General features: G+C 47.0%; 12 protein-coding genes. 6 read left to right on the forward strand and 6 right to left on the reverse strand.

The window, feature by feature from the left end; translation table 11 throughout:
* Nucleotides 1-17: 17 nt before the first annotated feature.
* Both LX69_RS00295 and lepA read left to right on the forward strand, forming a co-directional pair.
* The gene (locus LX69_RS00295; RefSeq protein WP_111443810.1) at nt 18-674 is read left to right on the forward strand and encodes a hypothetical protein; all 657 of its coding nucleotides are present in this window, start codon (nt 18-20) and stop codon (nt 672-674) included.
* Nucleotides 675-855: 181 nt separating this feature from the next.
* Complete coding sequence (gene lepA, locus LX69_RS00300; protein WP_111443811.1) at nt 856-2,643, forward strand: translation elongation factor 4; 1,788 nt, start codon at nt 856-858, stop codon at nt 2,641-2,643.
* Nucleotides 2,644-2,746: 103 nt separating this feature from the next.
* Here the strand turns inward: lepA and rprY are convergent, their stop codons facing one another.
* From rprY to LX69_RS00325, 5 genes are all read right to left on the reverse strand, one after another.
* Nucleotides 2,747-3,430, reverse strand: a complete 684-nt coding sequence (gene rprY, locus LX69_RS00305) for a response regulator transcription factor RprY (protein ID WP_111443812.1) — start codon at nt 3,428-3,430, stop codon at nt 2,747-2,749.
* Nucleotides 3,403-4,977 carry a sensor histidine kinase gene (locus tag LX69_RS00310; RefSeq protein WP_111443813.1) on the reverse strand — a complete coding sequence of 525 codons (1,575 nt, stop codon included), beginning with the start codon at nt 4,975-4,977 and terminating at the stop codon, nt 3,403-3,405. Before LX69_RS00310 ends, rprY begins: the two co-directional genes overlap by 28 nt.
* A gap of 75 nt (nt 4,978-5,052) precedes the next feature.
* Nucleotides 5,053-5,730 (reverse strand): ribonuclease III, encoded by a 678-nt coding sequence (rnc, locus tag LX69_RS00315; protein WP_146260585.1) that lies wholly within the window; start codon nt 5,728-5,730, stop codon nt 5,053-5,055.
* Between the two features lie 70 nt (nt 5,731-5,800).
* Nucleotides 5,801-7,051 carry a beta-ketoacyl-ACP synthase II gene (gene fabF / locus LX69_RS00320; RefSeq protein WP_111443815.1) on the reverse strand — a complete coding sequence of 417 codons (1,251 nt, stop codon included), beginning with the start codon at nt 7,049-7,051 and terminating at the stop codon, nt 5,801-5,803.
* Between the two features lie 29 nt (nt 7,052-7,080).
* Complete coding sequence (locus LX69_RS00325) at nt 7,081-7,317, reverse strand: acyl carrier protein (RefSeq protein WP_111443816.1); 237 nt, start codon at nt 7,315-7,317, stop codon at nt 7,081-7,083.
* 159 nt (nt 7,318-7,476) lie between these two features.
* Between LX69_RS00325 and purN the strand changes: the two genes are divergently transcribed.
* On the forward strand, nt 7,477-8,055 hold the full coding sequence (gene purN, locus LX69_RS00330; protein WP_111443817.1) for a phosphoribosylglycinamide formyltransferase: 579 nt from the start codon (nt 7,477-7,479) through the stop codon (nt 8,053-8,055).
* Between the two features lie 85 nt (nt 8,056-8,140).
* On the opposite strand, the gene LX69_RS00335 is transcribed toward purN, so the two are convergent.
* Nucleotides 8,141-9,421, reverse strand: a complete 1,281-nt coding sequence (locus LX69_RS00335; RefSeq protein ID WP_111443818.1) for a M23 family metallopeptidase — start codon at nt 9,419-9,421, stop codon at nt 8,141-8,143.
* Between the two features lie 307 nt (nt 9,422-9,728).
* On the opposite strand from LX69_RS00335, the gene LX69_RS00340 reads away from it, so the two are divergent.
* From LX69_RS00340 to LX69_RS00350, 3 genes are all read left to right on the forward strand, one after another.
* Nucleotides 9,729-10,298 (forward strand): TetR/AcrR family transcriptional regulator, encoded by a 570-nt coding sequence (locus tag LX69_RS00340; protein ID WP_111443819.1) that lies wholly within the window; start codon nt 9,729-9,731, stop codon nt 10,296-10,298.
* 92 nt (nt 10,299-10,390) lie between these two features.
* Complete coding sequence (locus LX69_RS00345) at nt 10,391-11,857, forward strand: TolC family protein (RefSeq protein WP_111443820.1); 1,467 nt, start codon at nt 10,391-10,393, stop codon at nt 11,855-11,857.
* Nucleotides 11,858-12,041: 184 nt separating this feature from the next.
* Entirely contained in the window at nt 12,042-13,001 is a 960-nt protein-coding gene (locus LX69_RS00350) for an HlyD family secretion protein (RefSeq protein WP_111443821.1), read from the forward strand.
* Nucleotides 13,002-13,008: the final 7 nt, after the last annotated feature.

Below are 13,008 nucleotides of genomic sequence, written 5' to 3' on the forward strand. Positions count from 1 at the left end.
ATCACCAATGTGAGGGTGTGTTTAAAGTTTTTGTTTTTGGGGTGATGATGGTGTTGTGCCCGTTTGATGGCGAGGCGCAGTGGCGTTTATTTGTGAATTTCACCCCCGGAGTAAGCATTGTAGCTCCCGCACCGTTATGGGTTCATCAGCAAGAACATTCGAGTCTGTATCAATGGGCGCACTATCGTAGCGAACCCTTTGAGGCGCCAATTTATTATTCGATTCGCATTGGATATACACATGTTGACAAAGGGTGGGAAATTGAAATGAACCATCTGAAGATTTACCTTCAAAACACCAGTGACGACCTGTCTCGATTTTCAGTGTCGCATGGATACAATCAACTCATGGTCAATAGGCTGCTGATGAAGGGATCATGGGTGCGAAAATATGGAGTCGGCGTGGTTGTGGCTCACCCTGAGAGCACTGTGCGTGGGTTGATGTACCACGAAAGTGGGGGGCTTTTTGGCGCAGGTTATCACATTGCCGGGCCGGTGGTTCAATATGGGTGGAGTCGTGACTTTATTACCCGTTCGGTGGTTTATCTCACTGCATCGTTAATGGTCTCGGGCGCTTATGCGCGCGTGCCTGTTGTTGACGGTCATGCCGATGTGCCGGTGGTGGCTCTCCATTTGCAGGTCGGTGTAGGAGGACAATATCGCCTTAGACCATGAGTCCTGTTTGCAGGGGAATGTCACAAACGGGAAAGCGTTGTCGGTCGCAACGATGATGTGAGAAAATCCTCAAAAAAAAATATCTTTGCATGCGCTGCCTAAACCGTTGTAAATTGTGGTCGTTAAGGACATTTATCAGATGGAGTGCGGCGAAAAAACGAGACATTAACACAGTTTTTGCATGAATAACATTCGCAATTTTTGCATCATTGCACATATCGATCACGGGAAAAGTACGTTGGCCGATCGCTTGCTGGAATATACCAAAACGTTAGAAGGCAAGGCATTGACCGAACAGACGCTCGACAACATGGATTTAGAGCGTGAGCGAGGCATCACCATTAAGAGCCACGCCATTCAAATGAATTATGAAAAGAATGGGCAAAAGTATACGCTCAACCTGATTGACACCCCGGGACACGTCGATTTTTCGTATGAGGTGTCGCGATCCATCGCTGCTTGTGAAGGTGCTTTGCTGATTGTGGATGCCACTCAGGGCATTCAGGCGCAAACGATTTCCAATCTTTATCAAGCCATCAATCATGATTTGCACATCATTCCCATTCTCAACAAAATGGATTTGCCCAACGCCATGCCTGAAGAAGTGGAAGATCAAATCATCGAATTGGTGGGATGTGACCGGTCTGAGATCATTCATGCCAGTGGTAAAACAGGCTTGGGTGTTTACGATATTTTGGATGCCATTATTGAGCGCGTTCCTGCGCCTAAAGGTGACGGAAATGCACCTTTGCAGTGTTTGATTTTTGACTCTGTATTTAACTCGTTTCGTGGCATTATAGCCTATTTTAAAGTGGTGAACGGCTCCATTTCGAAGGGCGATTTGGTAAAGTTTGTGGCCACCGGGAAAGAGTATTATGCTGATGAAGTCGGGGTGTTGCGTCTCGATTTGCAGCCATGCGAGAAGTTAGGCGCCGGCAACGTGGGATATATTATTTCGGGCATAAAGACCAGTAAAGAGGTGAAGGTGGGTGATACCATCACGCATGTCAAAAATCCGTGCAGTAAGGCCATTGAGGGGTTTGAAGAGGTAAAGCCCATGGTATTTGCCGGTGTTTATCCCATTGATGCTGAAGACTACGAAGATTTACGCGCGTCCATTGAGAAGCTGCAATTAAATGATGCTTCGTTAACATTTCAGCCCGAGTCGTCGGCTGCGTTGGGTTTTGGATTTCGTTGCGGCTTTTTGGGGTTGTTACACATGGAGATCATTCAGGAGCGTCTCGATCGCGAGTTCGATATGAATGTGATCACCACTGTGCCAAACGTGCCCTATAAAGCATATACTAAAAAGGATGAATTGGTTGAAGTACACATGCCGTCGATGTTGCCCGAGGCCACATTGCTCGACCACGTGGAAGAACCTTATATTCGTGCACAAGTCATCACCAAAACCGAATATATCGGCTCCATCATGACCCTTTGTCTGGGTAAACGGGGTGAACTTATCAAGCAAAATTATCTGATGGGTGATCGGGTGGAGATTGAATACGACATGCCGCTGGCTGAAATTGTATTCGACTTTTACGATAAACTCAAAAGTATTTCGCGTGGATACGCTTCGTTCGATTATTACCCCATTGGTTATCGAACCTCAAAGTTGGCTAAACTCGATATCCTGTTGAATAGCGAGCCGGTGGATGCGCTTTCTACGTTGACACACGTTGACAATGCCCAGACTTTTGGTCGTAAGATGTGTGAGAAGCTCCAGGAGCTCATTCCGCGTCAACAGTTTGATATTGCCATACAGGCAGCCATTGGGGCGAAAATTGTTGCTCGTGAAACCATTAAAGCCTTGCGTAAGGATGTGACGGCCAAGTGTTACGGTGGTGATATTTCGCGTAAGCGTAAGTTGCTCGAGAAACAGAAAAAGGGTAAGAAAAAGATGAAACAGATTGGGAATGTTGAGGTTCCTCAAAAGGCCTTTCTGGCTGTGTTGAAACTCGATTAAGTCTCTTGTCGATATAACCAAATAAGCCCCAATTAAATCGAACGATTTAATTGGGGCTTATGAATTTTATAAAAACTCCTGAAAGAAGCCTCTGGTCAGGCAATTACATAACCAGTTTGTATCCTTTGCCGTGAACGTTAATGATTTCGATGGACGACTCTTCGCGCAAGTGTTTACGTAGTTTGGTGATGTACACGTCCATGCTTCTGGCGTTGAAATAGTTATCGTCGACCCAAATGGTTTTGAGGGCGAAATTACGTTCCAGAACTTTGTTGGCGTTGTTGCACAACAGTTTCAGCAATTCCGATTCTTTGGTGGTTAGCTTAATCACACTTTCACCGTCAATGAGTTGCTGTTTTTGGGTGTCGAATTTGAATTTGCCCAATTGGAACACATCCTGTCCTGAGACGCCGCCTTTGGTGCGACGCAAGATGGCTTCGATGCGGAACAGCAATTCTTCCATGCTGAAAGGCTTGGTGATGTAATCGTCGGCGCCGATTTTAAAGCCTTGGAATACATCTTCTTTCATCGACTTGGCCGTGAGGAAAATGATGGGTATCTCGGCATTAATCATGCGGATTTCTTTTGCCAGAGTGAAGCCGTCTTTTTTTGGCATCATCACGTCAAAAATGCACAAATCGTACTTTTTGTCGGTGAATGCCTGGTATCCGGCTTCGCCATCGGGGAGTAAATCAGTGTCAAAACCTTTTGCAATCAGGTATTCGCGTAAAAGCATACCCAGGTTTTCATCGTCTTCGGTCAGGAGTATTTTAAATTCTTTTTCCATTCTTTTGAGTTTTTAAGCGGAATAAATATCTCAAATTTAGTGCCTGCGTTCATTTCACTTTCCACAGTGATGGTGCCGCCGTGGTCTTCAATAATTTTTTTCACGTAAGCCAGTCCCAGCCCAAAACCTTTGACGTTGTGGACGTTTCCGGTGGGGACTCGGTAAAATTTCTCGAAAATCTTTTTCACGTGTTCCTTCGAGATGCCAATGCCGTTGTCCGAAATGGCAATGACGAGCCCGTTGGCCCGGTTCCAGGTTTTCACGCGAATGATGGGCGCCCCGTTGCGGTATTTGACGGCATTGTCCAGGAGGTTGTAGATGACGTTGGTAAAGTGCACCTCGTCGACATACACACTGCTGTTACGGGCTTCGAGTTTTTCAACGATGCGACCCTCGATGTTTTCTACCTTGATGCGGAAGTTGTTGGTCACATGACTAATCAATTCGTTGATGTCCATCAGTTTGACTTTCAACCCTGCTTTTCCTTTTTCAAAGATAGCCATTTGCAGGACTTTTTCAACCTGATAACTCAATCTTTTGCTTTCATCGTGAATAACTCCCGAAATATGTTCGAGCGTACGGGGTGTTTTACTCACGCTGCTGTCTTTGAGCATTTGCGAAGCCAGCGAAATGGTCGAGATAGGGGTTTTAAATTCGTGGGTCATGTTGTTGATGAAATCGTTTTTGATTTCATCAAGTTTTCGCTGGCGGATGATGACCACCAGGGTATAGAACGAGAGCAGCACCATGATAATGGTCAGCCCCACGGTAGGGATTACCAGCTCGAGTGATTCGGCCAGGTGGTTGGGGCGTGATTCGAAGTACAGCTGTATGTGGTTGACGTTGCGGTGAATGTCGTTGGGAAACAAGAAGCGTTGGTAAATGCCTTTGTTGATGTTGGCATCGTACCCGATGGTTGACATCACCAATTCGTTTTTGTTGTTGTAAATGCCGAACTGAAAATTTTGTGAAATGCCTCGCTCATCAAATGCCTTCATCAGCCAGGCATCCATTTTTTCGCGGTCAATGCGCTGTTGGATGGGCAAATCGGGAAAAAGGGCTTTCCACAAGTCCTCGCTTTTCTCATTGATACGCGATTTGATTTCGCTTTGGATTGATGCCATGGCACTGGCCAGGGGGTCGAATCGACCGGCTGAAGCGAAAAGAGGATTGGTTTTGATGCTGAATACCAACGAGTCGTTGGTGTAGGCGTACATCTTTGTGTTGATATTTGAGCCGCTGAAGCTCATGTCGAACGAAATGTTGATGTTGCCTGAATTGGCCGATTGGCCGAAATATTTGTTTTCGCGTCGGTATTGCGAAGGGAGTGTGCCAATGGGGTCGACCGACAATTGGGAGCGCAGCATGGACGACTCCTCTTTTTCGAGCCAAATGATGACCTGCTCCATGCTTTGAATCACTAAGCGGTCAAATTGTTCTTCTTTCAGTTTGGATGCGTTGATAATCCAAAGTGATTGAACATATATCAACCCGATGAGGGTGATAGTGACAATGATAGTCAGGATAAGAATGAAGCGTTTACTCATATTACAAATTTAACTGACTATCGTATAGAAAGTTTACAATTAACATTAATTAATTGTTGCAGTAGATGGCAGCGATTACTTGTTGGTAACGGCTTCGGTGCAATGCTCCAGAGCCATTTGTGCCGATTTTTGCTGGGCTTCTTTTTTTGAAGGTGCCTGACCTTCGCCCATGAGTTGTTCGTTAATGTAAACTTTTGAATGGAAGTAGTTTTGGAAGTTGGGGCAGTCCTGTATTTCTTCCGTTTTAAATTCAATGACTTGTCGATGTTTGTGACCCCATTCGATGAGCATTGATTTGTAGTTGGAGTCGTTCACGGCAACTTCTTCGAAGTTGATGAACTGTCCAGTGATTCGTTTGAGGATGAAACGCCGTGCATTGGCAAATCCTTTGTCGAGGTAAACAGCCCCGATAAGGGCTTCCACAGCATCGCCCACCACGTGGGTTTGCGACAAGTCCAGTTGTGCCTGCGAACGGATGAATTGTTCAAGTTGCATTTTGTTTCCCACCTGGTTGAGCAGGTTGCGGTTGACGATTCGGGCGCGCATCTTAGTCAATGCCCCTTCGTCTTTTTCGGGAAATCGGTGAAAGAGTTCTGAGGCCACCACAGCCCCCAGGATGGCATCGCCGAGAAATTCCAGTCGCTCGTTACTAACGATTTCCCCTTTATTGCCTTTGCGCTGAACCGACTTATGTATGAATGCTTTGTGGTAAAGGCGGATGTTGGAAGGGTAAAATCCGGTGAGGTGGCGCATAGAAAAAAAGAACTTTCTTCCCTTACGGGAAAAAAGTTCTTTCCATGTTGTGAAGTGAAAAATCACAATTTCAATTCATTTTTTTGAAGACAACAGAGGCGTTGTGACCGCCAAAACCGAATGTGTTTGAAAGAGCCACGTTAACATCGCGTTTTTGAGCTTTGTTAAGAGTCAAATTCAGTTTGGGATCGATTTCAGGATCCAACTCAAAGTTGTTGATTGTTGGAGGAATGATGCCATTTTGAATGGCCAGGATACAAGCAATGGCTTCAACCGCACCGGTGGCGCCCAGCAAGTGACCGGTCATCGATTTGGTGGAGCTGATGTTCATCTTGTAAGCTTGTTCGCCAAACAATTTTTGGATGGCTTTTAATTCGGCAACATCACCCAGCGGGGTCGAAGTGCCGTGAACATTAACGTAGTCCACTGCTTCGACAGGTGTATTGTTGTCCTGCAGAGCACTTTTCATCACATTGGCAGCTCCCAATCCTTCGGGGTGAGGAGCGGTGAGATGATAAGCATCTGCGCTCATGCCGGCACCAATCATTTCACAATAGATTTTAGCGCCACGCTTCACGGCATGTTCGTATTCTTCGAGGATGATGGCCGCACCGCCTTCGCCAATGACAAATCCGTCACGGTCTTTGTCGAATGGACGAGAAGCCGTTTGTGGGTCATCATTGCGGGTTGAAAGAGCTTGGAGGGCATTGAAACCACCCACCCCGGCTTCATTCACGCCTGCTTCAGAACCTCCGGTGATAAAGATGTTGGCTTTACCCAAGCGAATGAGGTTGTAGGCATCGGCAATGGCATTGGTAGAAGAGGCACATGCCGAAACGACCCCGAAGTTGGGTCCTCTGAATCCATATTTTATGGAGATATGCCCGGGGGCGATATCTGCGATCATTTTTGGAATAAAGAAAGGACTGAAGCGTGGAATTGCACCACCATTGACATAGCCTTTAACTTCTTCCTGAAAAGTCTGCAATCCACCAATTCCGGCTCCCCAAATCACACCGGCCATGTCCTGGTCGATGGTTTCGAGGTTAAGGCCCGAATCTTGAATTGCCTGCTCAGCCGCGATCATCGCGAACTGAGCAAACAAGTCTAATTTTTTAACCTCCTTCCGGTCAAAAAAGTCGGTAGGATTATAGTTCTTGACTTCGCAAGCAAACTTTGTCTTAAAGTTGGTGGCGTCAAAACGAGTGATCGGCGCTGCACCACTCACACCATTAACCAGGTTATTCCATAGTTCATCTACAGAACCACCAAGGGGCGTAATGGCACCCAGCCCCGTTACAACGACTCTTTTTAACTCCATAACTACGATTAAATTCCTACTCTTTTTTGTTACTTGGCGTTTTCAGTGATGTAGTTGATTGCATCGCCTACTGTGCCGATTTTTTCAGCCTGATCGTCGGGAATTGCAATGTTGAACTCTTTTTCGAATTCCATGATCAGTTCTACTGTGTCAAGAGAGTCAGCACCCAAATCGTTGGTGAAGCTTGCTTGTGGTGTTACTTCGTTTTCGTCAACTCCTAATTTGTCAACGATAATTGCTTTTACTCTTGATGCAACGTCTGACATAGCTTTACTTTTTAAATTAATACTAATATGAATGTTTTAAATAACCCTGCAAAGAAAATAAATTTAGCCTGAAAAAATCAAGCAAAGGGATAAAGAAATTACGTCGAAGCCTTTTTTTTTCTAACTTTGGGCTCCTAAAATATTGATAGTTATCATTATATGCTGACATCTAAAAAGATAGTGATCTTTGCATCCGGCTCCGGAACCAATGCCGAAAACCTGGTTCGTTTTTTTGAAGGGCGCGAAGATGTGAAGGTTGCCTGCATTATGAGCAATAATCCCAATGCTTATGTGCTTCAAAGGGCTCATCAACTGGGCGTTCCCAGTCGTGTCTTTAACCGGCAGGAATTTTCAGGATCTGATGTGGTTTTGAATCATTTGAAGGAACTATCGGTCGATTTAATTGTGTTGGCCGGATTTTTATGGTTGGTGCCGCCTGCCATTGTGGCAGCTTACCCCAAGCGCATTCTCAATATCCATCCTGCATTGTTGCCCAAGTATGGTGGCAAGGGCATGTATGGCGATCGGGTGCACGAGGCGGTGGTGGCCAATTGTGATGCTGAAACGGGTATTACCATCCATTATGTGGATGACCATTACGATGAGGGCGATGTGGTGTTTCAGGCACGGTGTTCGGTCATGCCGGGCGATGATGCCGCAGCTGTGGCTCATAAGATACATCAGTTGGAGTATGCGCATTTCCCGGTGGTGGTAGATGCCGTTTTGAAGCAGGTTTAAGAGATGAATGTGAGTATATAAATCAAGCCCGTTCGGTAATTCCGAACGGGCTTGAGCTTTTTTGTGTGTTGAAGTTGCTGATTATTTATTGAAGCAATTTGCGATGAGTTTTGATGCTGATGGTGTCGAGTTGGTTTTTGAGGGGGCTTATCCACTTGAGGTATTCGTCCATTTTATCACTTTTGATGGGATCGACCGGGGGCGATTCCAGTTTGAGCGGATCGATGGGTTTGTTGTTTTGGAATACACGAAAATCGAGGTGAGGTCCGGATGCCAGCCCTGTTTTGCCTACATAGCCAATGAGTTGACCTTGTTGCACATGCTGCCCGGTAGTGAGTCCTTTGGCAAAGCCTGAGAGGTGCATGTAAACAGTGGTGTAGACGCTGTTGTGTTTAATTTTGAGGTAGTTGCCGCCTCCCTTGGGATCCCATCCTTTGGTGATTACATGGCCATCGCCGATGGAGTGAACCGGCGTGCCAGTGGGTGCGGCATAGTCGATGCCGTGGTGAGGGCGTCGAATTTTCAGGATTGGGTGCAGTCGGCTGTGAGAGAAGTGGCTGCTGATGCGTGCAAATTGCAGGGGTGCTTTTAAAAATGCTTTTCGAAGACTCTGCCCCTTTTCGTCGAAGAAATTCCAAGTACTGTCTTCTTCAAAAGCGAAGGCGTACATCGCTCGCTTTTTGTGTGAGAAAAGCGCAGCGTGAATATTTCCGATGCCAATGGATTCGTTTTCTACAAAATCTTCTTGGTAAATCACTTTAAAGAAGTCGCCCTTTTCGATGCCGAAGAAATCGACAGTCCAGGCATAAATCTCGCTCAGTGAGACGGCCAACATGGGCGGCAGATTATTTTCCTGGATGGTTTTCCACATTGATGATTGTATCTGCCCTGAGGCTTGTTTGTCGATGCGTGTCACCGTTTTGGCAACACGTGCCGGGATGATGGTATCTGTCCCGATTTCGACGGTGAGGTAATTGATTTTGTCTATTTCATAAACGAATCGATTGCGGTAACGGGTCGAGTCCTTGGGAGACATAAACACGTATTTGTTACCCACCCTCATTCTACGGAAATCGAAATGGGGCTGAGCTCGACGAAAAACTTTGTCGATGGTGATTAAATCGACGCCTTGTGCAAGGAGTATGTCGGAGAGAAATTGTCCGTTGCGAACGGTACCTTGATTTATTACAAATGAATCGCGTGGAACACCATACAGTAATTCAGGTTTGGGAATTGGTGCTTCTTTTATTGCGACAGCGACTTCTTGTGGGGGGAGCAGTGTATAATAGATATATGATGCAATGCCAGCTATAATGGTAATGAAAAGGATTATTGAGATATAAATGGTTTTTCGTTTGAAAGTCATGTAGAAGATTTTTTGATGAAACGAGAAGTGGGATAGGCGAAACGCCCGATTTTGATGATGCAATTTAGAAAAAGTATGGTTGTTGACAGACATTCTTTGTGAAATAATGTGAAGAGGAACAAGGGATCGGAGAGGAGGGAATCATGCGATTCGTCAGTTGTCTCTTGTTGTCAGTTGCTTGTCTGCGGGGCTGCTATTTTCATTGAAAATATAAAATGATTTGAATAAAGAGTTAAAAAATTCAAATGGTCGAAACATATTCGCAAAATAGAACGTTCAACTCAGAAGTTCAAATTATTTTTGCACCATGTCAGAACAACAATATATCAAAGATCAATTGATCGAAGTGGCGCATCAAACCTTTGTTCGGTATGGTTTTAAAAAAACTACGCTCGACGACATTGCGCAGAAGTTTGGGAAAGGCAAGACTGCCATTTACTATTATTTCAACAGTCGGGACGAGATTTACCGGGCTGTGTTGGATAAAGAAGTAACCGAAGCCTTGGACATGCTTCGCCAAGCGACAGACAAAGTGACGGGGGATGTTGAGAAGATTGAAGCTTACGTTGAGGTGCGATTGAAGCTCTCGGGTCACACGCCATTGCTTAATGAAGCTGAACATGAGGTGAGATTGCAAAACAACGAATGGGTGGACTCGGTACAGAAGCGTTTCTCATCACAAAAGGTGGAGGTGTTGTCGCAAATTCTTGCCCATGGCATCCGGCAGGGGGTATTTAAAATTGAGGAGCCGGAATTGGCAGCCCTGGCCATCGAAACGGCTTTAAAGGGGTTGGAGCGCGATCGGTTGCCATCGGGCGAGAGCGCGCTGCGAAGCGAGAAGTTATTAAAGTTGTTGTTTTACGGGCTGTTGCAGTAATGAGTCGTGGTAAAGCAAAAATTCCCTGAGTGGCAAATGTGTGGCTTGATATAGAAACCTGATAATTGATAACAAACACTAATACATCACAAATGAAACGATTGTTCATCCTGATTATGATTTGCTCGTTGGGCTCGGCAGGTGTGACGGCTCAGGCTCCGGCTGAGGAGAGTGAGTTGCAACTGTTGGTCAATAAGGCGTTACAGCACAGCGAGGCATTAAAAATCCGGCAACTGGAGGTCGAGAAGTCGCGCATTGATCGTCGACGTGCTTATTCGGCCTATCTGCCAAAAATCACGGCTGAGGCGTCTTATACCTATATGAATGCGCCCATCGAGTTTCCCGATGACTTGAAGATGTTGCTTTCGAAGACGCAAACACTGTTGGTGAAGGAAACGGCTGCCATGGCCACTTTTCAGTTGCCTGCGGGGACGCAGGGAAAGGTCGATTTTTCGACTCCCTATCAGGTTACATTGCCCGATGGTACGGCGATGCAAACGTCCCTGGGGACATTGGTGCAACAAAACACCAAGGAGATTCCTCCCATTCAGGAGCGCGACTTTATGAAGGCCAATATCAATGCTCAGATGCTGCTTTTTAGCGGACTGAAGGTTCCCTATTCCCTTAAGGCGGCCAATCACCAAATTGCCGCGCGTAACTTGCAGTCGCAGGGGCAGGAGGCCGACATCATTCGCGAGGTGGTGGATGTGTACGATCAGTTGGCCGTGCTGGCACAGAGCGAGCAAACCATCAATCAGACCGAGACGCTGCTCAACGAACAAAAGCGGTTCGTCGACAAGGCATTGGCCAACGGCCTGACCATCGATCTGAACCGTCAGAAGATTGACCTGGCCATTGAGCAACTAAAAGTGAAGCGCATTGAGCTCAACACCGGCCGTCAGTTGCTGAGCATGAAAATGGAGGAGCTCACCGGCGTACCGTCCTCTCAAATCATGGCCATGAGCCCGACAGTGGCGCCATGGGGTGTTTTAACGGGGGCGGAATCGGCCGATAATCGTCCGGAAATTAAGGCTTTGGATGAAGCCATTTTGGCCACTGATTACAAGCGGAAGTCCGAAAATACCGATTATCTGCCCAAAGTGATGGCCTTTGGAAAAAAGGAACTCATTACCGAAAGCCTCACCATGCTCGATCCTGAATGGTATGTGGGCGTGGGCGTGAAGTGGACGCTTTTTGATGGCATGACGGCGCGATACAATGCCCGCCAGAGCGCCATTGATCGCGACATTCTTTCGCAACGGCGTAGCGAGACTTTGCAGATGGCCAATATCAAATTGGAAAAAGATCGGTTGGATGTGACTAAATGTAACCAATTGATTGAAACTGCCCATCGTCAAAAGGAACTGGCTGCCGGCATGGTGCGCCTGAGCCAGCGGCAGATGGAGCAGGGGTTGGTGACCATGAATGATCACCTGGCCGTGATTGCCGATTACGAAAAGGCTTCGCTCAACCTCATTCGCTGCATTGCCGATCAACGTAAGGCCACTGCCGCTTATCTGCAATCGTCGGGAATGCTCACGCCTGAGAATGTGAAGTGAGGAGGGTGGCAAAGTGGCAAAGCTGCAAAGTAGCAGAGTGAGGAAGAGATAGAGTGCAAGAGTGCATAAGATCAAGAAACATCGTGAGGATAGCTGGATTTAGAGTCTGATAAGGAGTTAAAAGTAATACGAATCATTCCAAAGTCCCTCATTGGGGGATTGAGGGGGCTAATTAATAAACACCATGAAGAAAAACATGATAACCGCCATCGCCCTGGTTGTTTTATTGGGGGGATGTGCAACGGACAAGAGCAATGTCTTTGAAGGAAAAGTGAAACGGGAGACCATCTCCATTGCACCCAAATATGCCGGGCGCATTGAGCGGATATTGGTGAAAGAGGGCGACCGGGTGAAAGCCGGTGATACGCTGGCCATTCTCGAGATTCCCGAGGTGGAAGCCAAAAAGATGCAGGCCGAAGGCGCCTTGCATGCCGCCACCTGGCAGTATCAGATGGCTGTGAAAGGTGCCACAGCCGAGCAAAAGGATCAGGTGAACGCCATGTTTAAGGCCGCCAAGGAGCAGTATGAGTTTGCCGAGAAGTCGTTGGCACGTGTTCGCAACCTGTATAACGACAGTTTGGTGGCGCCTCAGGCCTACGACGAAGCCCTCACTAAATATCAGATGGCTCAGTCGCAGTACGAAGCTGCTTTGGCCAAACGTCAGGAGGTGATGGGCGGCCTGCGCGACGAACAGGTGCAAATGGCGTTGGGGCAAAAGAAACAGGCCGAAGGTGCGGTCAAGGAGGCCGGTGTGGTGCTCTCCGAGCGTTTTGTGATTGCTCCTGCCGATATGACCATTGAGACCCTGGCGCTGCGCGAAGGTGAACTGGCATTGCCGGGTTACAACCTGGTGGTGGGGTACGATGCCCGCTCAACCTGGTTTCGATTTACCATCAGTGAGGGACAAATTGCCCGTTTCGTTCAGGGGCAGAAGTACCATGTGACGCTTCCTTTTGAGCAAAACCGCTCCATTGAGGCCACACTGGTGAGCGTGACTGAGCTGGCCAAGTATGGCAATCGTTCGTCGTCGTATCCCAATCATGAGCCCGGCGAGGCCGTGTACGAGCTCAAACTGGTACCGGTGTCTGTTGCCGATGCAGCCAACCTGTTTACCAATTATAGTGTGAATCTCACCATCCAATAAATCCGCT

It is taken from the genome of Breznakibacter xylanolyticus, from assembly GCF_003254275.1.
Taxonomy (GTDB): domain Bacteria; phylum Bacteroidota; class Bacteroidia; order Bacteroidales; family Marinilabiliaceae; genus Breznakibacter; species Breznakibacter xylanolyticus.

Bases quoted from the DNA above. Each gene is read 5' to 3' on its own strand.
- lepA (WP_111443811.1), top strand. From the start codon at position 856: ATGAATAACATTCGCAATTTTTGCATCATTGCACATATCGATCACGGG.
- rprY (WP_111443812.1), bottom strand. From the start codon at position 3,430: ATGGAAAAAGAATTTAAAATACTCCTGACCGAAGACGATGAAAACCTG.
- LX69_RS00310 (WP_111443813.1), bottom strand. From the start codon at position 4,977: ATGAGTAAACGCTTCATTCTTATCCTGACTATCATTGTCACTATCACC.
- rnc (WP_146260585.1), bottom strand. From the start codon at position 5,730: ATGCGCCACCTCACCGGATTTTACCCTTCCAACATCCGCCTTTACCAC.
- fabF (WP_111443815.1), bottom strand. From the start codon at position 7,051: ATGGAGTTAAAAAGAGTCGTTGTAACGGGGCTGGGTGCCATTACGCCC.
- LX69_RS00325 (WP_111443816.1), bottom strand. From the start codon at position 7,317: ATGTCAGACGTTGCATCAAGAGTAAAAGCAATTATCGTTGACAAATTA.
- purN (WP_111443817.1), top strand. From the start codon at position 7,477: ATGCTGACATCTAAAAAGATAGTGATCTTTGCATCCGGCTCCGGAACC.
- LX69_RS00335 (WP_111443818.1), bottom strand. From the start codon at position 9,421: ATGACTTTCAAACGAAAAACCATTTATATCTCAATAATCCTTTTCATT.
- LX69_RS00340 (WP_111443819.1), top strand. From the start codon at position 9,729: ATGTCAGAACAACAATATATCAAAGATCAATTGATCGAAGTGGCGCAT.
- LX69_RS00345 (WP_111443820.1), top strand. From the start codon at position 10,391: ATGAAACGATTGTTCATCCTGATTATGATTTGCTCGTTGGGCTCGGCA.
- LX69_RS00350 (WP_111443821.1), top strand. From the start codon at position 12,042: ATGAAGAAAAACATGATAACCGCCATCGCCCTGGTTGTTTTATTGGGG.